Genomic DNA, 24,483 nt, shown 5'->3' on the forward strand with positions numbered 1-24,483 from the left:
AGCTATTCTTTGGTGATTTGTGGTGTGTGGTCTGGGGTTATGGTGGCATGCGGACACACTTTTCTTTACTTAACCCGCATCTACTAAGGTCAGAACCGTGAAGCGCGCAACCAATAACGACGACAGGACTGAGCTGGATCTCGGGTTATCCGCCAATATTGAGGCCGTGCTCATGGATTTTCTCGATGAGCTGACTTATTCCCGCAGACTCTCTGACGCAACCGTCCGTGCCTATCGAGCCGATCTCATCCCCCTCCTCGCCGGCCTGGACCACATCAGTGAACTCTCCACCCCTGTCATCCGTGCGCACCTCGGCGCGAAGCATGCGGAGGGTGCTGCGCGGTCATCGCTGGCTCGCTTAACGACGTCCATTCGCCAGTTCTGTAGTTGGCTCGTAGCTCGGCAAATTCTCGATGCTGATCCGTCGCTGCGGCTGTCAACGCCGAAGAAGCATCAGCATCTTCCGGAAGTGCTCTCGCCGGAGAGGGTCGAGGAGGCAATCGAGAAAGTCTCCGCCGAGGACAGCGCAGTAGCAGCTCGAGACTTGGCCATTGTGGAACTGTTGTATGCCACCGGGATGCGTGTAGAGGAGCTGTGCAAGGCCGACGTCTCTGATGTGGACTTTTCCCGCCACATCATCTCGGTAGTGGGTAAGGGGAACAAGCAGCGCATCGTGCCCTTCGGTGCACCAGCGGAGGCGGCACTCAAAGGCTGGCTCCAGGTGCGTGGAAGCTTTCATGCTTCCGCACAGGCCGAACATGCGCTTTTTCTCGGTGTGCGTGGAGGTAGATTGAATCCTCGTCAGGCGCGCCGAGTTATTCATAAATGGGCTGATGTTTCACCGCATGCTCTCCGACATTCTGCGGCCACGGCCATGGTGGAAGGTGGCGCTGACTTGCGTGTGGTGCAGGAGATGCTCGGTCATTCGAGTCTGGCGACCACGCAGATTTATACCCACGTCTCAGCGGATCGTCTCCGTGAAGTACATAAGCGGGCACATCCGCGCGCTTAATTGCGCAGGGTTGTTTAATTGCGTACAGACTTGAGCACGATTGGTCTCCGCTGTATCAAATCCAGTGGGTTGAGATAGTCTTTGCCTCGCAGTGCGCCCCAATGCAGGCCCGGTTCGGGATGTTTGGCGTTGACCACAAGATGACCAATCACCTGGCCAGCGGCCACGTGGTCTCCCTTTTCTAACGCGGTATCTATGGGCTGATAGGTTGTGCGGATGCCATCGGCGTGCATGATTGACACGGAAGTCATTCCGGCGATCGAACCGGCGAAATGCACCACACCGGGAGCTGAGGCGCGGATTGGCTGACCCGGGGAGGCGTTCAGGTCTACTCCGCGATGTCCAGGCTGCCAGCGTTTTTCCGGTGGGGCGTAGTCGCGTAGAACTTTGCCGTGCACAGGGAAGGTATGTGCAATAGCGGATATTGGCTCGCCGGTAGCTGCAGGTGGGCTTGGGGGTGTTGTTAGCGCGACAGCGAGCACGAATAGCGCTAATGTGCGCATTAGCGAGCGCCTGAAACTCTGCTTGGTTGTCATGCGCGATAGTGTGGCGGACGCTACACCCGTCGACAAGCGGCAGTGCATTGCAAACGGTTCTAGCTGTGGATGACTTTTTGTCCTGTGGATAGCAGGGCGTGTCAGATATTGCGACCTGCGCGATGTATCAGATAAGATGACGCTCGCGGTGTCTGCCTTAATCGGGCGGTCATTAGCACAAAGACTACGCGCGCGACCCATTCCGGCTGGTTCACGGGTGCTCGGCAAGAATATCTGTCGGGTGTGAGGCAGCGGGGGAGCGCTAGGGCACAGGGAAAGCCTGTGCGTGAACTGTAACCACCTATATCGGATAAGAAAGGAAGGGAAGCAGCCGCAGCCCTAGTCAGGCTGGACGTGAGGATCTTCCCTGAATATGACATGGCTGTTGTATCCATGCGAGAACTGCTCGATGCAGGTGTCCACTTCGGTCACCAGACCCGTCGTTGGAACCCGAAGATGAAGCGTTTCATCTTCACCGAGCGCAATGGCATCTACATCATCGACCTGCAGCAGACCCTGACCTACATCGACGAGGCTTTCGAGTTCGTCAAGGAGACTGTCGCTCACGGTGGCAACATCCTGTTCGTCGGTACCAAGAAGCAGGCTCAGGAAGCCGTTCAGAACGAGGCAGAGCGCGTTGACATGCCATACGTCAACCACCGCTGGCTCGGCGGTATGCTGACCAACTTCGCCACCGTTTCCAAGCGCCTGGCTCGCCTGAAGGAGCTTCAGGCAATGGACGCTGCTGAGAACGGCTACGAGGGTCGCGGCAAGAAGGAAATCCTGATGCTGACCCGTGAGCGCACCAAGCTGGAGCGCACCCTGGGCGGCATTCGCGACATGTCCAAGGTTCCGTCCGCACTGTGGATTGTTGACACCAACAAGGAGCACATCGCTGTCGCCGAGGCTAAGAAGCTGGGCATTCCGGTTGTTGCCATCCTGGACACCAACTGCGACCCGGATGACGTTGACTTCCCGATCCCGGGCAACGACGACGCAATCCGCGCTGCTTCCGTGCTGACCCGCATCATCTCCACCGCTGTTGAAGAGGGCCGCAAGGCTCGCGCTGAGCGCGAGGCCAACGCTGCTCGCGAGGCAGCAGGCGACGCTCCGATCGAGTCCGCCGCTGAGAACACCGACCAGGCTGCAGAGATGGACGCCGAGGGCTCCACTGCAACTGAGACGGCATCCGCTGAGTAAAGCTGAACTTTCTAACCACCACAAGTTCTAACCACCACAAGGAGGAACGCCCAGCATGGCGAATTTCACTGCTGCTGACGTCAAGAAGCTCCGTGAGCTGACCGGCTCCGGCATGAAGGCTTGTAAGGACGCACTCGTCGAGACCGACGGAGATTTCGACAAGGCTGTCGAGATCCTGCGTATTAAGGGCGCAAAGGACGTCGGCAAGCGTGCAGAGCGCACCGCCGCCGAGGGCCTGATCGCTGTTTCTGGTAACACCATGGTCGAGGTCAACTCCGAGACCGACTTCGTTGCCAAGAACCAGGAGTTCATTGACTTCGCCAACAAGGTCGCCGACGCTGCCGCAGCAGTCAAGGCAAACTCCCCGGAAGAGCTCGCAGCAGCTGACCTCGACGGTCAGACCGCAGCTGACGCTACCCAGGAGCTCTCCGCAAAGATCGGTGAGAAGCTGGAGCTGCGTCGCGCCGCTACTCTCGAGGGCGACAACATCGCTGTCTACCTGCACCGCCGTGCAGCAGACCTGCCGGCAGCTGTCGGTGTTCTGGTTGCTTACACCGGTGAGGGCGAGGGCGCTGCAGAGACTGCTCACGCAGCAGCTATGCAGGTTGCTGCTCTGAAGGCTCAGTACCTGTCCCGCGAGGATGTCCCGGCCGACCGCGTCGAGGCAGAGCGCGCTGTCTACGAGAAGATCACCCGCGAAGAGGGCAAGCCGGAGCAGGCTATCGCCAAGATTGTCGAGGGTCGTCTGAACGGCTTCTACAAGGACGTTGTTCTGCTGGAGCAGCCGTCTGTCGCCGACAGCAAGAAGACCGTTAAGCAGCTCATGGAAGAGGCTGGCGTTACCCTGACCGGTTTCGTTCGCTTCGAGGTTGGCCAGCACTAATTCCCTGTAATTTGTGCATAAGCCTCTAGCTGTGAGCTAGTTTAAATGCCCCGCTCGGGAACCCGGGCGGGGCATTTTGCTGTCCTGTAGCCGATAATGCGGAGCGTCAAGTGCGCCTTGCTGTCGTGACCGGGTAGACTCGTCTGCGACTTTTTAAACGGTGTGAGAAAGGTGCATGGTCATGGCAGAATCTGTCGAGCGCAATGGCTTCAAGCGTGTGATGCTCAAGCTCGGTGGTGAGATGTTCGGTGGCGGCAAGGTTGGCGTTGACCCGGACGTGGTGCAAAACGTTGCCCGACAGATTGCGGAAGTTTCCCGAAAGGGCGTCGAGGTCTGTGTCGTCATCGGCGGCGGTAACTTCTTCCGTGGCGCACAGCTTCAGCAGCGCGGCATGGACCGCGCACGCTCTGACTACATGGGCATGCTGGGCACGGTCATGAACTGCCTGGCTCTGCAGGACTTCCTCGAGCAGGAGGGCGTGGACTGCCGTGTGCAGACTGCTATCAACATGGCACAGGTCTCAGAGCCGTACCTGCCGCTGCGTGCTAAGCGCCACCTGGAGAAGGGCCGCGTGGTCATCTTCGGTGCAGGTATGGGTATGCCGTACTTCTCCACCGACACCACCGCGGCCCAGCGTGCCCTGGAGATCGGCTGCGAGGTGCTGCTGATGGCCAAGGCCGTTGACGGTGTCTACTCGGCCGACCCACGTGAGGTGCCGGACGCAGAGCTGTTCGATGACATCACCCACCGTGAGGTTCTGGAACGGGACCTGCGCGTTGCTGATGCCACCGCCTTCTCCCTGTGCATGGACAACAACATGCCGATTCTCGTGTTTAATCTGCTTACCGACGGAAACATTGCGCGCGCGGTAGCCGGTGAGCAAATCGGTACTCTCGTCCACAGCTGATAAATTTGTTCGTAATACGTTCTTTCCACAGAGCGCTCTAGAACTATCTAGAACCCGCGTAGAAACCCGAGGTTAAAAACACAATGATTGATGAAGTCCTGCTTGACTGTGAAGAAAAGTACGGTAGCTCCGTAGAACACTGCCGCGAGGAGCTGACCCACATTCGCACTGGCCGTGCGAACCCGGCGATGTTCAACGGCGTTATTGCGGAGTACTACGGTGTTCCGACTCCGATTACCCAGATGGCTACCATTTCGGTTCCAGAGCCGCGCATGCTGCTGATTAAGCCGTATGAGCTGAGCGTCATGGGCGACATCGAAAACGCGATTCGCAACTCCGACCTGGGTGTGAACCCGACTAATGATGGCCAGGTCCTGCGCGTAACTATCCCGCAGCTGACCGAGGAGCGTCGTCGTGAGATGGTTAAGGTCGCACGTTCGAAGGGCGAAGACGCCAAGATCGCGATTCGCAATGTCCGTCGTAAGGGCATGGAAACTCTGAAGAAGATTCAGAAGGACGGCGATGCTGGCGAGGACGAGGTGCAGGCAGGCGAAAAGGAGCTGGACCAGGTCACCAAGAACTACGTCGAGCAGGTGGACTCCTTGGTTGAACGCAAGGAAGCGGAATTGATGGAGGTTTAGGCCTTCATATTCAACCGGGAGAGGGGATTTGAGGCGCCAATGCCAACGTCGAAGCCAGCGTCCAATAAGGAACGTGTTCTAGACGAACTACGGCTCATTAAGCCACGCAACTCAGCAGGTCGGAACCTGCCGGTTGCAATCACGGTGGGCGTAGCACTTGGTGCAGTCGTCATCATCGGCTTGCTACTGGGGGCGCTCGCCTGGACCGTTCTGGTCGCCGCGGCGGTTGGTCTCGCAACCTGGGAGGTCTGCGAGCGGCTCCGTGAGTCCGATTGGCAGGTCCCTCGCCCGGTATTGATTCTCGGCGGACAGCTGATGGTGTGGTTGTCTGCCTACTGGGGGATTGACGGTTTGGTCATGGGCCTGGCCGCGACTCTGATGCTCTTGCTGGTCGTTCGTCTGTTCTTACACGGGATGGCCGAAGCACCACGGAACTGGCTGCGGGATGTCGCAGTCGGTGTTTTCGTGATGATGTGGATTCCGTTCTTTGCCGCGCTAGCAGTGCAGCTGGTACGCATGGACAATCCCTGGGGAGTTGATCCGCGTCTGGTCATTGTGACCTTCATGATTGGGGTTATTTCAAATGACGTCGGAGGCTATGCCGCTGGTGTAATGTTCGGAAAGCATCCGATGGCCCCAAAGGTAAGCCCTAAAAAATCCTGGGAAGGGTTCGGCGGCTCTCTTGTACTCGCCACCATTACTGGAGCGCTCTGTGCGATCTTTATGTTGCACGCGCCGTGGTGGCAGGGCATCGTGCTGGGCATCGCCCTGGTTATCTCGGCTACGCTTGGTGACCTGATGGAGTCCCAGTTCAAACGAGATCTGGGGATTAAAGATATGTCCTCGATATTGCCGGGCCACGGCGGTCTGATGGACCGCCTGGATGGCATGCTGCCATCAGCCGCGATGACGTGGCTGATATTGCAGCTTTTCAGCCTGGTTTAATTTGGCTGGTTCAGTCGGGCTTTAGTTGTCGCCCTTACGAATCTGGCGGCGCAGATCAAACATTCGCCAGCCACCGATTAGCGCAGTGATGAGGGCGCCGAGGATAGCAGCGAACAGCATTCCGACACCGACCGGGAAGTTCCAGGCCCAGCCGAACAGGTTTAGTGTGGTCTCCTGCTGATTCTGCAGAATGAATACAAGCAATACGATCAGCAAAACTGCACTGATGACCAGGCCAACCCACATCGAGCCCGCGGTAGTCTTTTTCACCTTGCGCCGGCCAGGAGCGGGCGCTGGCTCCGGTGTGGAGTCCTTCTCTGCGGGCGCGTCAACGACTGGCTCTGGAAGGTTGTCCTGCTCTGGTGCAGGAGCCACGGAATCATTTGGAGAGTACGACGGAGTATCGTCGAAAAGCGGACTGTCGTTATTCGGCTGATTAGCGTTAGTCATACCTATCATTCAACACGTTTTGGCAGGTATGTACCACTTGTAAAGGTCCACTTAGTTGCGGCTGCCTAGTCGCTCATTAGGCCAAAACCGTTATTACATGCGAAAATGGGTGCCATCATGGCATCTTCACTTCCAATCGTTCTTAAAGCTCCACGTCGCGGCATGCCCGCGACCCATTTTGCGGACCTCGATGTTGAGGAACGGAAGGCTGCGGTCAAGGAACTGGGCCTGCCGGCCTTCCGCGCCGATCAGATTGCCCGGCACTATTACGGTCGGCTTGAGGCTGACCCTATGACGATGACTGATCTGCCGGAAGCAGACCGTCAAAAGGTCAAAGACAGTCTGTTCCCACCTTTGTTGACTCCCGTTCGCCACATCACCTGTGACGACGGCGAAACCCGTAAGACGCTGTGGCGTGCAGGTGACGGTACGCTGCTGGAATCCGTGCTGATGAAGTACCCGGGGCGTGCGACCCTCTGTATTTCCTCACAGGCCGGTTGCGGTATGGCATGCCCATTCTGTGCGACGGGTCAGGGCGGTCTGCAGCGTAATCTCTCCACCGCGGAGATTGTCGACCAAGTTCGTGAGGCCGCTGCCACTATGGCAGCCGAGGGCGGTCGCCTGACCAACATCGTATTCATGGGCATGGGTGAGCCGCTCGCGAACTACAATCGCGTTCTCGCCGCCGTCCATCGCATCACGCGGCCGTCGCCGGAGGGATTCGGCATCTCGATGCGCAATGTCACCGTCTCTACGGTCGGTTTCGCGCCGAACATCCGACGGCTTGCCGACGAGGACCTGTCAGTCACCCTCGCGGTGTCTCTGCACACTCCAGATGACGAGCTTCGCGACGAGCTGGTACCAATCAACAATCGCTTTACAGTGGCCGAGGTACTTGATGCAGCTCGCTACTACGCAGACAAGACAGGCCGTCGCGTATCTATTGAGTACGCTTTGATTCGCGATATTAACGACCAGGATTGGCGTGCAGACCTGTTGGGTAAGAAGCTCCATAATGCTCTGGGCTCACGTGTCCACGTCAACCTCATTCCGCTCAACCCAACTCCGGGTTCGAAGTGGGATGCCTCTCCGAAGAAGCAGCAGGAGGAGTTCGTCCGCCGCGTACAGGCGCAGGGGGTACCGTGCACGGTCCGCGATACCCGTGGCAACGAGATTGCGGCAGCGTGTGGTCAGCTGGCGGCCGAAGAGGTTTAGCCGACAAATAGCAAAAAATCCGCACCGAATTCGGTGCGGATCTTTTTGTGCGCTGTAGCGCTATAGAGCTGTTGCTATAGAGCTGTTAGGCCAGACTTTCAGCAAAAGTGGCTAACTCTACTGGTTCTGGCCTTCCGGCAGGCGGTTCCAGGAGCGCAGCTGAGAGTCGGTCAGGTTAGCGTAGACGCCAGTGCCGTTTACCTGGTCGCGTGCCCACTCCGGCTCAATGTGGCCTTCCGGCTTGTTGTGACCGGTAACGGTGCGAACCTGAGAACCCTGCGGGGCGAACAACTGCAACAGCAGGCCAATAGCAATCAGGGCGGCGATGACGACCAGCCACCAGTTCTCGACGTTGCCCTTGTGGTTACCAATGGTCATGCCCAGCAGGAAGATTACGGAAATCCAGCCGGCCTTCTGCATAGCGCTCTTGCTAATGCCGTGCCAGCCCCACTTCGCCGACGGCTCGTCGAGGGTGCTGACGCCGCGGTAAATTTCTTCCTTTGGCTCGTGGTTGCTCACTTGAAAGTCCTCCTGTTAACACTTTCGGCGAATTGCACTCTATATGCACTTCAGTCTATCTGCGGTTTTGCTGAAAGCGACTGAGCGCATTTTCAGACAATCTTGAGTATCGGGTGTAAGGATACCTTAGAACTTGCTGAAATTGGGACTTAGCCCGGCCGGAAACTGTTCGCCGGTGTGCTCGTTTGCCCAAAGTGGGGGTAGGGTGAGCACTCGTGACATTTCTTCTTGGAGTTTTACTCTTCGCAATCGGCATCGCGGTGACAATCGCCCTTCACGAATGGGGCCATCTCACCGCAGCTCGCCTGTGTGGAATGCGAGTGCGTCGATACTTCATTGGCTTCGGCCCAACGCTGTTTTCCTTCAAGCGGCATCACGCTGCGGCAGGTGGGCATGACACCGAGTATGGAGTAAAGGCAATTCCCTTTGGCGGATTCTGCGACATCGCAGGCATGACGGCAATGGATCCCATCGCTCCTGCCGAAGAACCCTACGCCATGTACAAGAAGCCGTGGTGGCAGCGCATTATCGTGATGCTCGGTGGGGTGGCAATGAACCTCATCGTTGGATTCATCATTCTTTACTTCATTGCCGTGACGTGGGGTTTGCCCAACATGGGTAAGGAAATGGCGCCACGCATTCAGGCGGTGCAGTGCGTCTCGCCGGCACAGCGTGCCGACGGCACGCTGGAGCCCTGCACTGGTTCCGGTCCTGCAGAGCGCGCAGGGCTACGTGCCGGAGATGTGATTGAGAAGATCAATGGCACCAAGATCACGTCCTACCCCGAGGCTGTGTCTCTCATCGGTAGCTCTGCAGGTGGCGACATCAAAATGACCATCGACCGCAATGGCAGCACCCAGACGGTCACGGTCACCCCGGAAGTCGTCAAGCGCAAGACTAACGACGGGCAGGACATCGACCAGCCAGCAATTGGTATCGCCTTCCAGCGACCAGAGACCATCCTTCACGAGTACAACGCAGTGACTGCCATCGGCGGTGCGGCCAGCTTCACAGGCAGCCTTTTCGGGGCGGTTTGGAACGGGCTGCTCTCCATTCCGGAGAAGGTTCCCGGCGTGGTCGCCTCTATCTTTGGTGCTCAGCGTGACCCGGCCAGCCCAATGAGTGTCGTCGGCGCGTCGCGTGCCGGTGGTGAATTGGTGGAGATGAACCAGTGGCCTTCATTCTTTCTGTTGCTGGCTAACCTCAATTATTTCCTGGCCGTGTTCAACCTCGTGCCGTTGCCGCCACTCGACGGTGGCCACATCGCCGTTGTTATTTATGAGCGCATCCGCGACCTGATTCGCAAGGCGTTCGGTAAGCCTGCGCTTGGGCCTGCCGATTACACCAAACTCATGCCAATTACTATGGCCTTTACCGCAGTCTTGCTGGTCTTCGGCGTTCTGGTTATGGCTGCTGACGTGGTCAATCCAATTGTGCTGAACCGCTGATAGCAGGTTGCGGCGCGCCAGCGTCGTCGTAAAGCAAAGCGGTGCTAACGTCAGCCCACATGGAACAAACTTCGCGCCGCAAGCCCCTGCTTCGCAGTATCTCGGCTGTGGCAATCACGGGTCTGGTGTTGTCATCCGCCGCGTGTACGCCGCGGCCTGACACCGGGCGCGAGGTGCTTGAGGAATTCCTGGGGGCGCTGGCGGGAGGGGATGTCGCTAAGGCGGCGGCGCTGACCGATCATCCGGATTCCGCTGAAGGAGATCTGAAGGCGGCCACTGCCGGCCTCCAGCCGGAGGGGCTTGAGTATGAAATTGCGGGTATCGATTCCAGTTCGAATCAGTCCTCGGCCGAAGTCACCATGAATTGGCAGCTGCCGCATCAGCGACGCTGGGGATATGACACCACTTTCACGCTGACCAAGACCGAGTCGGGGCAGCGTGATTGGGCACTGCGCTGGTCGCCAGCATCCCTGCATCCACAGCTGGGGCGTAATCAGCACCCAGAATTGCGCACTATCGCAGCTCCACGTCCGTCTGTGGTTGGTTCGGACGGTGCGGCCCTGCTCGAGCCAGGGACTGTGCACCGGGTAATTCTCAACCGTGATGGGGCGGAGAATGTGCAGTCGTCGATTAACCGGGCGGCGACGGTCATCAATAATGAAATGCCGGAAGATGGTCCGAAGCTCGACGCCCGAGCAGTGGGGGAGCAGGCAGCTGGTGGGAAGGGTAACTTTTCGCTGATTGTGCTGCCGGCATCCACGCCGCAGCGAGTCAAGGATGAGCTCGCGGACATTGACGGAATTTCTGTTAACGATGAAGCAGCGATGGTGCGACCCGACCCGGGGTTTGCGCCTGATTTGATGAGCCGTGTGGAAAGGCTAGTGGACACTGGTGACCACGGTGCCGATGGCTGGAATATCGTGGCGGCCAACGAGGGCGGAGCAGTCGTCGGCACGCTCTATGAGGTGTCTCCGGATGTAGCCCCGGCGGTGCAGGCATCGATTAGTAAAAAGGTGCAGGACGCAGCGCAGAAGGCAGTCGATACGCGGCAAGATGCGAAGGCTATGCTGGTGGCTGTGCAGCCGTCTACGGGCAAGATTCTGGCGGTAGCCCAGACGGCGGAAGCAGACAAGGACGGTGACCTTGCGCTGATGGGACAGTTCCCGCCGGGATCGACGTACAAGATTGTCACTGCCGCTGCAGGTGTGCAGCACGAGGGGCTAAATGCGGGATCGACTGTGCCGTGCCCAGGTTCGATGGAAATCGGGCCGCGAATTGTCACCAACTACAACGGAAGTGGTGTCGGGGATACCTCGCTGAGCGATGCCTTCGCGCGGTCTTGCAACACCACGTTCGGCAACATCTCCCACAAGTTGGAACCAGGGCAGTTCAAGGAGGAGTCCAAGAACTTCGGCATCGGAATCAACTATCACATCGCGGGCCTCGACACTATTACCGGCAGCGTGTCTGACGGTAGTGATGAAGTCGAGCGTATCGATGCGGGCTATGGACAGGGCAATGACTTGGCCAGCCCGTTTGGCATGGCGCTGGTTTCCGCGACGGTGGCGGCCGGGCGCACTCCGACGCCGTCACTCGTGCCAAGCGCGGGAACGTGGCAGTCCCAGACATCGAAACCGCTTCCACCTGAGGTTTTGAACGAGGTTCGCTCACTCATGCGGGCGGTGGTGACCTCTGGTACTGGTTCGGCCATTGCTGGTCGAGGTGAAGTCTACGCAAAGACCGGTGAGGCCGAGTACGCAGGCGGCTCGCATGCTTGGTTTACTGGCTACCGCGATGATTTGGCCTTTGCCACGCTCATCGTCGGAGGTGGTGGTTCGGAGCATGCCGTGGCGATTACCGATGCCTTCTTCGCCAATATGGATGAAGGGTCGGGGGACGAGGGCTAGAGCATTTCTGGCTTCGAAACCGGCACAGGCCGAAAGGCTAATCCGGGGGTAGGGGTAGAGTATGTTCCATGACTCAGCGTTCTCCACTTACTCAGCAAAAGTCCACGCCAATTCGCACTGTTCCGGCACATATTGAACGGCCGGAGTACGCCTGGAAGGACGAGGTTCAGGAAGGCGTCGGCGAGCCGCTGGTACAGACTCCGGAAGATATTGAAAATATGCGAGAGGTCTCTCGCATTGCTGCCAACGCGTTGGTGGAGGCCGGCAAGGCCGTAGCTCCGGGCGTGACCACGGATGAGATTGACCGGGTGGTGCACGAGTACCTGTTGGATCACGACACCTACCCGTCCACGCTGGGGTACCGCGGTTTCGAGAAGTCGTGCTGTGTGTCTCTTAATGAGATTGTCTGCCACGGTATTCCGGATACTCAGGTTATTGAAGACGGTGATATCGTCAATGTCGATGTCACCGGATACAAGAACGGCGTCCACGGTGACACCAACGCGACTTTCCTCGCGGGCAATGTCTCGGAGCAGCACCGTCAGCTGGTGGAGCGCACTTACAACGCCACCATGCGCGGCATTAAGGTCATTAAGCCAGGCCGTGAGATTAATGTCATCGGCCGCGTAATCGAGTCCTACGCTAAGCGTTTTGGATACAACACCGTTCGGGACTTCACCGGTCACGGTGTCGGGACCACGTTCCATAATGGTTTGATTGTCCTGCACTACGATGAGCCGAGCCAGGACACTATTTTCGAGCCGGGCATGACCTTGACTGTCGAGCCGATGATTAACCTCGGTGAGCTGCCGTACCACATCTGGGATAACGGCTGGACTGTGCAGAATGATGACTTCAAGTTCACCGCTCAGTTCGAGCACACGGTGCTGGTGACCTCCGACGGCTATGAAATCCTCACCCTGCCGGATGAGCAGAACGTGCCAGGCCAGTTCCAAACTGGTTGGAAGCCCGAGGCCTAACCCGTGCAGGCCCCTGCAGCTCTGATTGCCGGCTGCACCTCAGATGCCGGTAAGTCGGTTCTGGTCGCCGGCATGTGTCGGCTGCTCGCGCGCCGCGGCGTGAAGGTCGCACCCTTCAAAGCACAGAACATGTCCAACAATTGCGCTGTCACGCTCGACGGCGGCGAGATTGGGCGCGCGCAGGCTCTGCAGGCGCTCGCCTGTGGTCTGGAGCCGGATGTCTCCTTTAACCCGGTGCTTCTCAAGCCGGGCTCGGACCACACTAGTCAGGTGGTGGTGAAGGGCAAGGCCGATGGGCATGTGAGCGCTCTGACGTACCGGTCGCGGAGAAAAGCGCTGCGCGGAGTAGTTGCGGAGACATTGGAAGAGCTGCGGGGGCAGTTCGATGTCGTCCTGTGCGAAGGCGCTGGCAGTCCTGCCGAGGTCAATCTGCGAGAGTCAGACATCGCCAACATGGGGTTGGCAGAGCTCGCTGATCTGCCGGTTGTGGTCGCCGGTGACATTGACCGCGGTGGGGTGCTTGCACATTTCGTCGGCACGCATGCAATTTTGAGCCCCGAAGACCGCGCGCGGATTACCGGTTTTATCGTCAACAAGTTCCGGGGCGATGTTTCGCTGTTGACACCGGGATTGGACGTGGTGCGCGAGCACACCGGCGTGCCCGTACTCGGCGTAGTGCCTTTTATTCCGGGGCTGTGGATCGATGCGGAGGATTCGCTCGGCACAGTCGCTGGTGCGTCGGTAGGGCCGGCGAACGCACCGCTGGGTACGGAAACGTTGTCCGTGGCCGCCATTCGCTTGCCTCGCGTGTCCAACGCCACCGATATCGAAGCGCTTGCCTGTGAACCAGGGGTACACGTGCAGTGGACGGTCGATCCGTCGGTCGTTGCTCGCGCCGACCTGGTCGTGTTGCCCGGGACGAAGTCGACGGTCGCCGATCTCAAGTGGTTGCGCGAGCGTGGGCTTGACGACGTACTGGAGAACCGAGCTGCCCGAGGGCTGCCGCTGATTGGCATCTGCGGTGGGTTCCAAATGCTCTGCACCACTATCACTGACTCGGTGGAGTCGGTAGCCGGGACAGTGAACGGGCTTGGCGTGTTCGATACCGACATTGAATTCGCAGGGACGAAGACGCTGGTGAGCCACCCGGATGGCTCTTACGAAGTCCACAATGGACAGGTTGTGCGAAGCAGCGAGGCGCCTTTTATCACTGAGCCTGAAGAAGGGGCGCGGCGTGGCATGGTGATGGGCACGCACCGCCACGGCTACCTGGAAAATGATCAGGCGCGCCGTGAGTTGCTGATGGAAGTTGCAGTTGCCGTCGGTCGGGACGGCTTTGAGGTCAGCCCTAATACTTCGTTTTCCGGAGAACGGCTGCGGCAGGTCGACCTGTTGGCCGATGCAGTTGAGAAGTACCTGGCTGGGCCCGCATTGGCCCAGGCCACAGGTATTGAACAGCTGGGCTAGTTATCGAACTCCAGACCCAGGATCGCGTTTTCGATCAGCTCTGGCAGTGCTGGGTGGATCCAGTGCTGGCCCTTGACAACTTCGCGCACATCCATTTCGAAGCTCATCATCTGGATGCACTGCTGCACTAGGGTGGCAGCCTGCTCGCCGATGAAATGCGCACCCAGCAGGCGGCCGGTGGAGCGGTCCGCAATCAGTTTAGCGAAGCCGTCGCGATCCTCCAGCGCCCAGCCGTAGGCGACATCGCCGTAGTTCTGTACCTTCACGGTAATCTCCGTGCCATTTTCCGCAGCCCAGGCGCGAGCTTCATCCTCGGTCATACCGACCTGACCAATCTGCGGATGTGAGAAGACTGCCGACGGAATGTAGCGGTGGTCAAATTCGCGCAGGTCCGACGGGTTCAGCACGTTGTGGAAGACAACCTTGGCCTCATGGTTGGCAATATGCTTCAGCTGGTACGGGCTAGAGACATCGCCCAGCGCCCACACACCTTCGGCAGAGGTGCGGCCGTTCTGGTCAACCTTGATGCGACCATCGTCGTGCATCTCCACACCACCGGCTGCAAGGTCCATACGGTCACCGTTGGGAATGCGTCCGGTTGCCACGAGCAGGGCATCGGCTGCGAGCTCCGTGCCGTCGTCAAGCGTGGCCGTGACGATCTCGCCCTCCTGGGAGAGTTCAGTGATGGAGGTGTTCATGCGGATGTCAATGTCGCGGGCGGCAACCTCGTGGAAGCGCTCGGAGATAGCGGCGTCTGAGCCACGCAGCATGACATCGGAGCGCACCAGCATGTGCACCTTCGTACCGAAGGAGGCGAAGACGTGCGCGAACTCGCTAGCGATGTAGCCGCCGCCGACGACGATCATTTCGCGCGGGAGCTTGTCGACGCGCATGATGTTCTCGTTGGTGTAGTAATCGACCCCGGAGTCTGCGATGAGGCCCGGAACGTGAGGGCGGGAGCCTGCAGCGATGATGATGTTGTCGGCTGTGATGTCGACGGTTTCCTCGCCGATGCCAGTGCGAATAGTGCGGCGGCCGACGAACGTTGCGTGCCGGTCGTAGACATCGATATTGGGAGTCTCGTCCCCGCGGCGGTATGCCTCGCCGCCGTCGGCAATCTGGTCGACGCGCTGGGCAAAAACGCGATCCTGGATTTGCTTGAGATCAACGGAGTCGAAGGTGCCGTGCACACCCAGGCGGCTGGCCTCGCGGATGTTGCGGGCGGCATCAGCGGCCAGAACGAACATCTTGGTGGGAATACACCCAACGTTGAGGCAAGTACCGCCGAAGCGTCCTTCCTCCACCAGAGCGATACGGACATTGTCGTAGGCTGGGGCTGGAATGGAATTGCCGGACCCGGTTCCGATAATGATGACGTCGTAGTGGCGTGGGGTAGTCTCAGGCGAATTCTCAGTGGTCACAAGCACTCCTAGCATTCTGGTCAAACTAGTTTGGTTCAACCGTACTGAATGCTGATTTATTCCGAGTTCCTATTCTGTGCTCCTATTTTGAGCTGTCTCCTGGATTGACTGTGGCAAGGAACTGAAAGGTCTCATTAAAAGCGCGGTCAAGTGCTTCGGGTGCGGAAAGGTAGACGTCATGGAGAGCACCCGGAATCGCGACGTTGCGAGCCTGCGGTCCCAAGTGGGCAGTGGCATCGGCAATTTGCTCAGTGTTGAGGACAGAGTCAACGCGGCTGTGCTCCGGTGTGTAGTCGGAGCCGAGAAGGTAGTTGTCCGAGTGGAGGACGAGCGTCGGCACGCCGGTATCGATACCGCGGCTGACACGTTGCTGGCCGACGATGATGGCATTGAGCCAACGCCAGTTCTTGTCATGGCCAGCCAGCGGCTTGAAAGTGCGGTTGTACTCCCAACGCCCCTGGTGGTCGGCGCTAATGGATTTTCCATAGCCGCCCGCAGACTGCACTGGAATAAGACTGTTGGGGCGAATCCGCGACATAACACGAGTCACCAGCGAGTACACGGGAGCCTTTGCCCGGGAAACGTGCAGAGCCAGCCACGGTGAGTTCAAGACGGCAGCCGTGACGGAAAAATTGGGTGCTTGCGGGCAATGGCCGCCTGTGCTTCGTAACCAATCGAGCCAGAGCACGGCAATGAGACCACCAGTGGAGTGCGCATTAACAGTGACAGTTGTATGACCGGCGTGGTCTAACACTGCGAGTGCCCTGTTGAGATCCTCGAAGTAATTCGTCAGATCGCTGCAGCCATGCCAAGTCTGCCCAGGTTGGTGCGCGCGCCCGCACTTACGCAGGTCAATAGCGTAAAAGGCGTAGCCTTCGGCGTGGTACCGTTCCGCTACGTGCTTCTGGAAGAAATAGTCCGACATCCCGTGAATCCATAGAACCGCCGGACGTTTTTGGAAGTCGCTTGCCGACGAGTCGGGGCAGTAGCGGACCAATACCGCGTGTACGGATCCCTCACCGTCGGGGTCCTGGCCGAGTTCGATGACATGTTGGCTGTAGTCTTCGCCTAGGTTATCGGGGTTAAAGGTGGGGGTAACGAAATCGGGAATATCGGTAGTCACAGGGTCAAGCCTAGCGCCGATTACCGGGGGTAGTGGGAATGTGTGCCACAATAGATTATGGACTGAGACGGTAGCTCTCTTTTGCGTCTTTAGTTGTGTGCGCGCATGTGAGCGAGCGCTAGTTTGAATCACTAATCAAGTTAGTAAGGATGTTGACAGCAAAATGGCTGATAACAAGCTTCCTGCTTCCAGTGGCGACGAGGTAGACGTCGTCCTCATTGGTGCAGGTGTAATGAGTGCGACGCTGGGTGTGCTGCTCAAGGAGCTCGAGCCATCCTGGTCACAGGTTCTGTTCGAGCGTCTCGATCAGCCCGCCAAGGAGTCTTCCTCCCCGTGGAACAACGCTGGCACCGGCCACTCTGCTCTGTGTGAGCTGAACTACACGCCGGAGAAGAACGGCAAGGTCGATGTCACCAAGGCTAAGCTCATTAATGAGCAGTTCCAGGTTTCCCGCCAGCTGTGGACCTCGCTGATTGAAAACGGCACCCTGACTGACCCGAAGGAATTCATCAACCCAGTTGATCACACCACCTTCGCTCAGGGTCCGGAGCAGATGGCGTTCATGCGTCGTCGCTATGAGGCACTTGAGAAGGAGCCACTGTTCCACGGTCAGGAGCTCATTGAGGATCCGGACCGTTTCGCTGAGTACCTTCCGCTGATGTCCGAGGGTCGTGACTTCTCCAAGCCGGTCTCCGCTATTCGTAACCCGAATGGTACGGACGTTAACTTCGGTGCACTGACCAAGCAGTACCTGGCCGCACTGTCCGATATGGGTACTGAGATTCGCTACGGACACGAGGTCACCGGTCTGAAGCGCGACGGTTCCAAGTGGATCGTCACCGTGAAGAACCTGCACACCAAGGACGTTCGCACCCTGGTTGCCAACTTCGTATTCGTCGGTGCCGGCGGTGACGCACTGCCGCTGCTGCAGAAGGCTCGTATTAACGAGATTCGCGGTTTCGGTGGCTTCCCGGTCTCCGGTCAGTGGCTGCGCTGCACCAACGAGGAAGTCATTGCTAAGCATGACGCCAAGGTCTACGGTAAGGCTTCCGTCGGCACGCCGCCGATGTCCGTTCCGCACCTGGACACCCGTGTTATCGACGGCAAGCGCGGCCTGCTCTTTGGCCCGTACGCCGGTTGGAACATGAAGTTCCTCAAGAACGGTAACAACCTGGACCTGATTAAGTCCCTGCGTCCGGCCAACCTGCCGTCCATGATGGGTGTTGGTGTCCAGGAGATGGGGCTGACCAAGTACCTGATTACTGAGGTTCTGAAGGACTTCGACGCACGTATTGAGTCCCTGCGTGAGTACGTCCCGAACGCTCGCCCAGAGGACTGGGAGCTGATCGTCGCTGGTCAGCGCGTCCAGGTCATTAAGCCGATGAAGGCTCCGGTCTTCGGTACCCTCGAGTTCGGTACCGCGGTCATCAACTCGTGGGACGGCACCATTGCCGGCCTGATGGGTGCATCCCCGGGCGCTTCCATCGCTCCGGCCGTGATGATCAGCCTGATTGAGCGCTGCTTCGGTCGCCACATGGGCAAGTGGGCTCCGAAGCTGAAGGAGCTCGTCCCGTCCTACGGTACGCACCTGGCTGATGACCCGGCTCTGTTCAAGGAGGTCTGGGAGGCTTCCCAGAAGGCCCTGAAGTTGGAGCGCTAGTAACTCGCTGAAGAGCTTCAAAGAGTTCAATTAAGCCAACATTGTTCTACCCCGCTGTGAGCCATCCGTTCGCAGTGGGGTAGAACTGTGCTTATGGAAAAAATCACGTCAGCGACCACTGCACAAACAGAGCCCACTTTTCCTTTTACTGCGATCGTCGGGCAGCAGCGACTACAGCTTGCGTTGATTCTGACCGCGCTATCCCCGGAGATTGGTGGTGTCGTCATCCGCGGTGAGAAGGGCACAGCGAAGACCACTACGGTCCGCGCGTTGGCGCCATTTCTCAGCGGATCGTTGGTAAACCTGCCACTCGGCGCTACGGAAGATCGAGTCGTAGGCTCCATCGATGTGGAGACCGTCCTGACTACCGGACACGCACAGTTCAACCCGGGACTACTCAGCGCGGCTGACGGTGGCATTCTCTATGTCGACGAGATCAACCTGCTGCCGGATCATCTCGTTGACTCCGTTCTCGATGCCGCAGCCACCGGTCGCGTGGTTGTTGAACGCGATGGCATCTCGCACTCCGCAACCTCCAGGTTCGTGTTGGTCGGCACGATGAACCCGGAAGAGGGCGAATTGCGTCCCCAGCTTCTCGACCGCTTTGGTCTCGCCATCGACGTCACCGCATCCAAGGATCCGGCTGTCCGCGCGGAAATCGTCGCCCGCCGCCTCGACTTTGACGCCGACCCGGAGAGCTTTGTCACGCGGTTCGCCGCCGACGACGAGGCACTGCACGCCCGCATCGATCGCGCGCGCGCACTGCTTGACGACGTCGAATTGACCCCCAACATTCTTGGTCAAATTGCCACAGTGTGCGCTGCTTTTGATGTGGACGGGATGCGTGCCGACATCGTCATTGCACGTACCGCCCGCGCTCACGCTGCCTGGCGAGTAGCCGGGGACGAGTCGGCGCAGCCGGCACCCGGCAATCCAATTGAGATCACTGCTGAAGACATTAAGGTAGCTGCGGAAATGGCACTGCCGCACCGTCGTCGCCGTGACCCCTTTGATGAACCAGGACTGGACCAGGAACAGCTCGACGATGCTCTGCAGGATGCAGAGGAGCAGTTCCGAGATGACCAGAATCAGCCAGAGTCGGATTCGGAGACCTCAGACCAGCCCGAAGTCAAACCTGAGAAGCCCTCCCAGTTCGACTCCAACTCCGAGCCTCAGGAGCCGCAACAGTCGAATTCCGCGGGATCGAAGGGAGGTCGCGCCGCTGAAGGCGCCCCCTTTCGCCGTTCGTAAAATCAGCGTTGACGGTGTCGGCCAAGGGGATTCCGGCCGGCGTTCCAAGGCCATTGGCCCGCGGGGCAGCACCATTGGTGCCGAGCGGGGAGGCCATGGTCTCCACGTGCCGGCGACAGTGTTGGCGGCGGCCAATCGTGGCGCCCGGATGGGCGACTCGATGATCCCTCTGGAACCAGAGGACGTTCACGGCGCTATCCGACAGGGAACTGAGTCCAATCTGGTCGTCTTTGTCGTGGACACCTCGGGTTCCATGGCAGCACGCGACCGTCTGGCAGCCGTCACCGGCGCGGTCACATCGCTGCTGCGTGATGCCTACCAAAGCCGCGATAAAGTCGCTGTCATTACTTTCCGCGGAAATAACGCCGAATTAGTTTTACCGCCGACGAAGTCTATCGACACCGCAGTACGTCGCCTCGCAGATGTCCGCACTGGTGGCCGAACTCCATTGGCCGAAGGATTGCTGAAGGCACACGAAGTGGTAGTTCGGGAAGCCCATAGGGAGCCCACACGGCGCGCAATCATGGTCTTGCTCTCCGACGGCCGAGCAACGGGTAAAAATGGCCTGCAGCAGGCGAGGGCTGTGGCCGCAAAGATCCGTCGTCAAGCGTTGGCGGCGACGGTGGTTATCGACTGTGAGCGCTCTCGCGTGCGGCTGGGGCTGGCACAGGAACTCAGCGTGGAATTGGGTGCGACCTGCATAAATCTCTCCGAACTCAATGCCGAAGCCGTGGCGGGCGTGGTCCATGCCTATCATCGAGACCATGGCACAAGGAAAGCTTGACCCCAAATCAATTCCCAACGATGGACTGACCACCAGGCAGCGTCGCATGATTCCGATTACTGCGGTGCATACGGGCCCAGGTAAGGGCAAGTCCACCGCGGCATTCGGTATGGCGATGCGCGCGTGGAATCAGGGGATGAATATCGGTGTCTTCCAGTTTGTAAAGTCGGCAAAGTGGAAGGTTGGCGAGGAAGCTGTCATGCGCCGGTTGGGCGAGCTTCACGACGACACGGGGGAAGGCGGCCCGGTCGAATGGCACAAGATGGGAGAAGGTTGGTCTTGGTCGCGTAAGCAGGGCACTGAGGAGGACCATGCGGCAGCTGCTGCCGAGGGATGGCAGGAGATTAAACGCCGCCTGGAAAATGAGGTGCACGACTTCTACGTGCTCGACGAGTTCACCTACCCAATCAAGTGGGGTTGGATTGATGTCGACGATGTGGTGGAGACATTGAGGAACCGTCCCGGCCGCCAGCATGTGGTGATGACTGGCCGCGATGCGGATCCGAAGCTCGTGGAGGTCGCGGATCTGGTGACGGAGATGACCAAGATTAAGCACCCGATGGATGTCGGACGTAAGGGACAAAAGGGCATCGAGTGGTAGCGCCTGGAATTGTCATCGCGGCGACAGCATCAGGCACGGGAAAGACGACAATCTCCACGGGCCTGATGCGTGCACTGTCGCGCCGTCACGCGGTGGCACCTTTCAAAGTCGGACCCGACTATATTGATCCTGGCTATCACGGGGTAGCCGCTGGTCGTCCCGGCCGCAATCTGGATTCCTTTATGTGCGCGCCTGAGATGATTGGGCCGCTCTACGCACATGGAGCTGCCGACAGCGATATTGCGGTGGTCGAAGGGGTTATGGGGCTTTTCGACGGCCGCATTGGTGACGACCCGCTATCGGTGGAGGGCTCGACGGCTGAGATTGCCTCACTGTTGGGACTTCCGGTGGTGTTGGTGATTGATGCCCGGCATATGTCGCAGTCGGCGGCGGCTGTTGTCCACGGTTTCTCCACGCTTCGCACTGACGTCCGTGTCAGTGGCGTGATTATTAATCAGGTGGGCAGCCCGCGGCATGCGGACATCATTACCCGTTCTGTGGAGACCATGGGGGTCGAGGTGCTCGGCGCTATTCCGCGAGTGACTGATATTGAGGTGCCCAGCAGGCATTTGGGGCTGGTCACTGCAGTCGAGCAGGGTGAGCAGCTAGAAGCGGTCATTGAATCGATGGCCAACTTGGTGGAGACCTACATCGACATAGACCGGATTATCCAGCTTGCCCGGCAGCCCTATCCAGCTGAACCATGGAACCCCGCACAGTTCGTTGTACCGCTGGCTACTCAGCGCCGCGTGCGTGTAGCGGTCGCGGCGGGTCCTGCGTTCTCGTTTACCTATGCAGAGCACCGTGAGCTATTGCAGGCCGCTGGAGCCGAGGTCGTGGATTTCGACCCATTGGTTGACGAACTGCCGGAAGCCGAAGGCTACATCGTGCCCGGTGGATTCCCAGAAGAGCATGCCGACGCGCTATCTATTCGTGATGACATTCGCCGCGATCTACGTCAGGCTGCCGACGATGGTGCGCTGATCCACGGCGAATGCGCGGGGCTGCTCTGGCTGCTTGAAGATCTCGGTGGGCGCCGTATGTGTGGCATCATCCCGGGGCGAGCGCACATGGCACGGTTGAAGCTGGGGTACCGGGAGGCTGTGGCGCTGACTGATTCTGTGCTGTGCCCGGTAGGAACGCGCGTGCGCGGTCACGAGTTCCACAAGACAGCCCTAACCGATGACACCGCAAGTGTCGCTGCTGCGGCCGGGTGGCAACCAGCCTGGGGTTGGCGTGGATATCAAGGCGAAACAGTTCGCGACGGCTTCGTTTCCGAGTCTGGGCGGATTCATGCCGGTTACCTGCATGTTCATCCGGCGGGTGCGCCGGGGAACGTCAGTCGCTTTGTCGCTTCGTGCGCCGGGTAAAGTGTTAGCTATGAGTTTGCTTCTCAAAGACTACGGTGTGTTGGTGATTGGCGGTTCCACGGCTGCAGAGCGCGTGATTCCTCGGCTGTTGGACTCTGGCGCTGATGTCACTGTGTGTGAAGGTGGGGAAGTAACAACTGCGATTGAGGCCTGGGCTGCAGACGGCCGTATTACTTTGACCCGCACCGGTTTTACCGAGGCGATGAGCTGGGGCAAGGCTCTCATGGTCTGCTGTGACGAGGCGTTGTTGCGTGAGGTGACTCTAGAGGGACACCGCCGAGGTATTCTCGTCGACGATGAAACCGGGGCTTCCAGCCCGCTTACTCCTGTGGCGCTGACCGGCCGTCGCGCGTCGCGCGCTGGGGACCTCGCTGGTCAGGTCGCACTCGTAGGCGGTGGCCCGGGCGACCCCGGTCTGATTACCGTTGAGGGGCGTCGCTTGCTCCGGCTTGCCGACGTTGTCGTTGCAGACCACCTCGGTCCACTGTCGCTGCTCGGTGACTTGGAGCCGGATGTCGAGATTATTGATGCCGGCAAGCTTCCTTACGGCCGCGCCATGGCTCAGGAGCGCATCAATGAACTGCTAGTTCATCGTGCCCGTGAGGGCTACTTTGTGGTCCGGCTCAAGGGTGGCGATCCGTACATCTTCGGCCGCGGTTTTGAAGAGCTTCAGGAGCTGCAGAAGGCTGGGGTACCGGTTCGCGTTGTGCCGGGTATTACTTCAGCACTGGCGGTACCGGGGACGATTGGCATCCCAGTTACTATGCGTGGCGTCAACCATGAATTCACTGTTGTGTCCGGTCACGTCCCACCGGGGCACAGGAAATCGCTGGTCAATTGGGATGCGCTGGGCCGGATGCACGGCACTATTGCCATCATTATGGGAGTTAAGAACGGGCCAAAGATTGCCGAGGCTCTGATGAAGGCCGGCCGCAGCCCGAAGACTCCGGCTGCGGTCATCCAGGACGGCACGCTGCCGAATCAGAGGTCGCTACGCTGCACACTCGGCGAGCTTGGCGAGAAAATGGTCGAAGAGGCAATCAAGCCGCCCGCGGTTATCGTCATCGGTGAAGTCGCCGGTCTGGATGAGGGCGATGAGTAAGAACAACAAGTTGAGCAACAACAAGTCGAGGAAGCGTGAGCCAGAGCAGCAAAAGGCAGGGCTTGTTACCCGACTGCTTGCCGACGATCAGCTGCGTAGCGCCATCTGGATGGGCGCTGCGACCTTCCTGGTGTTCTACCTCGGAACCATGATCATCTTCCGACTCCTTCTCCTCGGCGGAGAAGGATCGCGATACGACAGCATTTTCATCGCTATTATCGCTCTGATTGCCGCCATTGTGGCAGGCCGAAAGCGCTACAACGACGACATTTAGTTTTCCGGGACGCGGAAGATGAGGGTGTCGTCGTCAAGCGAGACGTCGTATCCTGCGGCGCGTGCGATGTCGACGGCCTCTGTGGGGGAGGTCGGTGTCGTGTCGGAAAGGGCGATGGCGCGGGCAAATAGGCCCTTGTAGTGCTTGTTGAAGTGGCTGACGATTTTGCCCTCGGCGGTGAGCACGGTCATCGTTGTCGCGCTCTTGACTTTGCCCAAATTGGCGTAGGTGCCGGAACGAAGGTCGATGAGGAAGTCGACATCATTGAGAGCCTCGGTGATGGCGGTACCCCAACGGCGCTTCATTGTGGGAGCCGCGTCGGCAGGCTGATCCGCGAAGGGGAGCTTGACCGTACCAGAGAGACGGTAGTGGGGGATGAGGTCGTCCCCGCCAATGACACCGAAGAGCGCTGACCCGATGGCGAGTCGAGCACGGCCGGTTTCCGGCAAATCGCTGGGGGAGAGTGCGTCGTAGAGCACCCCGGTATAACGCTCGAGAGCCGGCATGGTCGGCGACTCTAGGAGCGCGGCATTAGCTGTGACTTCGTCAGCAAGCCGTGGCCCCAGCTTCAGTGTTTCCATCGCGGCTTCCCTGTTCGCACTTAGCGCCACGAGATCGGCTGCAATGCGCTCGCGGATGGGGTTGAGGGAGCCGAAGCTCAGCGAGGAAAAGTCTACTGCGGGATGGCTGCCACCAGTGGCTTTGGTTTCAGAGGGGGGTAGGACTACGAGCATGGGCACCATAGTAATGCCCCGCATGTTGCGAAGAATGATCGACGGGTAAAATC

At 59.0% G+C, this 24,483-nt stretch carries 24 protein-coding genes; 18 read left to right on the forward strand and 6 right to left on the reverse strand.

The annotated features are described in order from the left end of the window. Positions 1-157 precede the first annotated feature (157 nt). Positions 158-1,012, forward strand: a complete 855-nt coding sequence (locus QP978_RS02745) for a tyrosine recombinase XerC (RefSeq protein WP_070566971.1) — start codon at positions 158-160, stop codon at positions 1,010-1,012. 14 nt (positions 1,013-1,026) lie between these two features. Here the strand turns inward: QP978_RS02745 and QP978_RS02750 are convergent, their stop codons facing one another. After that, positions 1,027-1,548, reverse strand: coding sequence for a murein hydrolase activator EnvC family protein (locus QP978_RS02750; RefSeq protein WP_070854154.1), 522 nt, complete (start codon positions 1,546-1,548; stop codon positions 1,027-1,029). A 378-nt stretch (positions 1,549-1,926) separates the two neighbouring features. Between QP978_RS02750 and rpsB the strand changes: the two genes are divergently transcribed. From rpsB to QP978_RS02775, 5 genes are all read left to right on the forward strand, one after another. Further along, on the forward strand, positions 1,927-2,748 hold the full coding sequence (gene rpsB, locus QP978_RS02755; RefSeq protein ID WP_040360682.1) for a 30S ribosomal protein S2: 822 nt from the start codon (positions 1,927-1,929) through the stop codon (positions 2,746-2,748). A gap of 55 nt (positions 2,749-2,803) precedes the next feature. Then, positions 2,804-3,631 (forward strand): translation elongation factor Ts, encoded by an 828-nt coding sequence (gene tsf, locus QP978_RS02760; RefSeq protein WP_049170780.1) that lies wholly within the window; start codon positions 2,804-2,806, stop codon positions 3,629-3,631. Positions 3,632-3,812: 181 nt separating this feature from the next. Further along, positions 3,813-4,538 carry a UMP kinase gene (pyrH, locus tag QP978_RS02765; protein ID WP_005509726.1) on the forward strand — a complete coding sequence of 242 codons (726 nt, stop codon included), beginning with the start codon at positions 3,813-3,815 and terminating at the stop codon, positions 4,536-4,538. A gap of 83 nt (positions 4,539-4,621) precedes the next feature. Further along, positions 4,622-5,179, forward strand: coding sequence for a ribosome recycling factor (gene frr / locus QP978_RS02770; RefSeq protein WP_038628675.1), 558 nt, complete (start codon positions 4,622-4,624; stop codon positions 5,177-5,179). Between the two features lie 39 nt (positions 5,180-5,218). Further along, a complete protein-coding gene (locus QP978_RS02775) occupies positions 5,219-6,124 on the forward strand; it encodes a phosphatidate cytidylyltransferase (RefSeq protein WP_048735546.1) in 906 nt (301 codons plus the stop codon). 21 nt (positions 6,125-6,145) lie between these two features. Here the strand turns inward: QP978_RS02775 and QP978_RS02780 are convergent, their stop codons facing one another. Continuing rightward, complete coding sequence (locus QP978_RS02780) at positions 6,146-6,574, reverse strand: lipopolysaccharide assembly protein LapA domain-containing protein (RefSeq protein ID WP_065421645.1); 429 nt, start codon at positions 6,572-6,574, stop codon at positions 6,146-6,148. Positions 6,575-6,691: 117 nt separating this feature from the next. Between QP978_RS02780 and rlmN the strand changes: the two genes are divergently transcribed. Next, positions 6,692-7,789 carry a dual-specificity RNA methyltransferase RlmN gene (rlmN, locus tag QP978_RS02785; protein WP_049189669.1) on the forward strand — a complete coding sequence of 366 codons (1,098 nt, stop codon included), beginning with the start codon at positions 6,692-6,694 and terminating at the stop codon, positions 7,787-7,789. Between the two features lie 117 nt (positions 7,790-7,906). Here rlmN and QP978_RS02790 read toward each other — a convergent pair whose 3' ends face one another. Further along, the gene (locus QP978_RS02790) at positions 7,907-8,308 is read right to left on the reverse strand and encodes a DUF2631 domain-containing protein (protein ID WP_016422566.1); all 402 of its coding nucleotides are present in this window, start codon (positions 8,306-8,308) and stop codon (positions 7,907-7,909) included. Positions 8,309-8,523: 215 nt separating this feature from the next. Here QP978_RS02790 and QP978_RS02795 point away from each other — a divergent pair, with 215 nt between their 5' ends. The 4 genes from QP978_RS02795 (at position 8,524) to QP978_RS02810 (ending at position 14,110) form a co-directional block, all read left to right on the forward strand. Beyond that, complete coding sequence (locus tag QP978_RS02795; RefSeq protein ID WP_070546673.1) at positions 8,524-9,756, forward strand: M50 family metallopeptidase; 1,233 nt, start codon at positions 8,524-8,526, stop codon at positions 9,754-9,756. Positions 9,757-9,815: 59 nt separating this feature from the next. Continuing rightward, positions 9,816-11,663 (forward strand): penicillin-binding transpeptidase domain-containing protein, encoded by a 1,848-nt coding sequence (locus tag QP978_RS02800; RefSeq protein ID WP_088611510.1) that lies wholly within the window; start codon positions 9,816-9,818, stop codon positions 11,661-11,663. A gap of 68 nt (positions 11,664-11,731) precedes the next feature. Further along, positions 11,732-12,643 (forward strand): type I methionyl aminopeptidase, encoded by a 912-nt coding sequence (gene map, locus QP978_RS02805; RefSeq protein WP_070856674.1) that lies wholly within the window; start codon positions 11,732-11,734, stop codon positions 12,641-12,643. A gap of 3 nt (positions 12,644-12,646) precedes the next feature. Then, positions 12,647-14,110, forward strand: coding sequence for a cobyric acid synthase (locus QP978_RS02810; protein WP_016422570.1), 1,464 nt, complete (start codon positions 12,647-12,649; stop codon positions 14,108-14,110). Here QP978_RS02810 and mtr read toward each other — a convergent pair. After that, positions 14,107-15,531 (reverse strand): mycothione reductase, encoded by a 1,425-nt coding sequence (mtr, locus tag QP978_RS02815; protein ID WP_016422571.1) that lies wholly within the window; start codon positions 15,529-15,531, stop codon positions 14,107-14,109. The two genes, QP978_RS02810 and mtr, sit on opposite strands and share 4 nt — an antisense overlap. A gap of 82 nt (positions 15,532-15,613) precedes the next feature. Then, positions 15,614-16,654 (reverse strand): alpha/beta hydrolase, encoded by a 1,041-nt coding sequence (locus QP978_RS02820; protein ID WP_284856816.1) that lies wholly within the window; start codon positions 16,652-16,654, stop codon positions 15,614-15,616. Between the two features lie 163 nt (positions 16,655-16,817). Between QP978_RS02820 and mqo the strand changes: the two genes are divergently transcribed. From mqo to QP978_RS02855, 7 genes are all read left to right on the forward strand, one after another. Next, entirely contained in the window at positions 16,818-18,314 is a 1,497-nt protein-coding gene (gene mqo, locus QP978_RS02825; protein ID WP_016422573.1) for a malate dehydrogenase (quinone), read from the forward strand. Between the two features lie 93 nt (positions 18,315-18,407). Continuing rightward, entirely contained in the window at positions 18,408-19,565 is a 1,158-nt protein-coding gene (locus QP978_RS02830) for a magnesium chelatase ATPase subunit I (protein ID WP_016422574.1), read from the forward strand. 106 nt (positions 19,566-19,671) lie between these two features. Continuing rightward, positions 19,672-20,349, forward strand: coding sequence for a vWA domain-containing protein (locus QP978_RS02835; protein WP_016422575.1), 678 nt, complete (start codon positions 19,672-19,674; stop codon positions 20,347-20,349). After that, positions 20,330-20,950: a cob(I)yrinic acid a,c-diamide adenosyltransferase gene (cobO, locus tag QP978_RS02840; protein ID WP_042389270.1), complete on the forward strand. Its 621-nt coding sequence runs from the start codon at positions 20,330-20,332 to the stop codon at positions 20,948-20,950. The genes QP978_RS02835 and cobO overlap by 20 nt, the downstream gene beginning before the upstream one ends. Then, complete coding sequence (locus QP978_RS02845) at positions 20,944-22,320, forward strand: cobyrinic acid a,c-diamide synthase CobB (RefSeq protein WP_049170806.1); 1,377 nt, start codon at positions 20,944-20,946, stop codon at positions 22,318-22,320. The genes cobO and QP978_RS02845 overlap by 7 nt, the downstream gene beginning before the upstream one ends. 10 nt (positions 22,321-22,330) lie before the next feature. Continuing rightward, entirely contained in the window at positions 22,331-23,422 is a 1,092-nt protein-coding gene (cobA, locus tag QP978_RS02850) for a uroporphyrinogen-III C-methyltransferase (RefSeq protein ID WP_049170808.1), read from the forward strand. Next, a complete protein-coding gene (locus QP978_RS02855; RefSeq protein WP_016422579.1) occupies positions 23,415-23,696 on the forward strand; it encodes a hypothetical protein in 282 nt (93 codons plus the stop codon). The genes cobA and QP978_RS02855 overlap by 8 nt, the downstream gene beginning before the upstream one ends. On the opposite strand, the gene QP978_RS02860 is transcribed toward QP978_RS02855, so the two are convergent. Then, positions 23,693-24,430, reverse strand: a complete 738-nt coding sequence (locus QP978_RS02860; protein ID WP_042389272.1) for a YaaA family protein — start codon at positions 24,428-24,430, stop codon at positions 23,693-23,695. The genes QP978_RS02855 and QP978_RS02860 overlap by 4 nt on opposite strands. Positions 24,431-24,483 lie beyond the last annotated feature (53 nt).

Source organism: Corynebacterium sp. MSK035 (assembly GCF_030232615.1).
Classification (GTDB): domain Bacteria; phylum Actinomycetota; class Actinomycetes; order Mycobacteriales; family Mycobacteriaceae; genus Corynebacterium; species Corynebacterium jeikeium_D.

Bases quoted from the DNA above. Each gene is read 5' to 3' on its own strand.
- QP978_RS02750 (WP_070854154.1), bottom strand. From the start codon at position 1,548: ATGACAACCAAGCAGAGTTTCAGGCGCTCGCTAATGCGCACATTAGCG.
- rpsB (WP_040360682.1), top strand. From the start codon at position 1,927: ATGGCTGTTGTATCCATGCGAGAACTGCTCGATGCAGGTGTCCACTTC.
- tsf (WP_049170780.1), top strand. From the start codon at position 2,804: ATGGCGAATTTCACTGCTGCTGACGTCAAGAAGCTCCGTGAGCTGACC.
- pyrH (WP_005509726.1), top strand. From the start codon at position 3,813: ATGGCAGAATCTGTCGAGCGCAATGGCTTCAAGCGTGTGATGCTCAAG.
- frr (WP_038628675.1), top strand. From the start codon at position 4,622: ATGATTGATGAAGTCCTGCTTGACTGTGAAGAAAAGTACGGTAGCTCC.
- QP978_RS02775 (WP_048735546.1), top strand. From the start codon at position 5,219: ATGCCAACGTCGAAGCCAGCGTCCAATAAGGAACGTGTTCTAGACGAA.
- QP978_RS02780 (WP_065421645.1), bottom strand. From the start codon at position 6,574: ATGACTAACGCTAATCAGCCGAATAACGACAGTCCGCTTTTCGACGAT.
- rlmN (WP_049189669.1), top strand. From the start codon at position 6,692: ATGGCATCTTCACTTCCAATCGTTCTTAAAGCTCCACGTCGCGGCATG.
- QP978_RS02800 (WP_088611510.1), top strand. From the start codon at position 9,816: ATGGAACAAACTTCGCGCCGCAAGCCCCTGCTTCGCAGTATCTCGGCT.
- map (WP_070856674.1), top strand. From the start codon at position 11,732: ATGACTCAGCGTTCTCCACTTACTCAGCAAAAGTCCACGCCAATTCGC.
- mqo (WP_016422573.1), top strand. From the start codon at position 16,818: ATGGCTGATAACAAGCTTCCTGCTTCCAGTGGCGACGAGGTAGACGTC.
- QP978_RS02830 (WP_016422574.1), top strand. From the start codon at position 18,408: ATGGAAAAAATCACGTCAGCGACCACTGCACAAACAGAGCCCACTTTT.
- cobO (WP_042389270.1), top strand. From the start codon at position 20,330: ATGGCACAAGGAAAGCTTGACCCCAAATCAATTCCCAACGATGGACTG.
- cobA (WP_049170808.1), top strand. From the start codon at position 22,331: ATGAGTTTGCTTCTCAAAGACTACGGTGTGTTGGTGATTGGCGGTTCC.
- QP978_RS02855 (WP_016422579.1), top strand. From the start codon at position 23,415: ATGAGTAAGAACAACAAGTTGAGCAACAACAAGTCGAGGAAGCGTGAG.
- QP978_RS02860 (WP_042389272.1), bottom strand. From the start codon at position 24,430: ATGCTCGTAGTCCTACCCCCCTCTGAAACCAAAGCCACTGGTGGCAGC.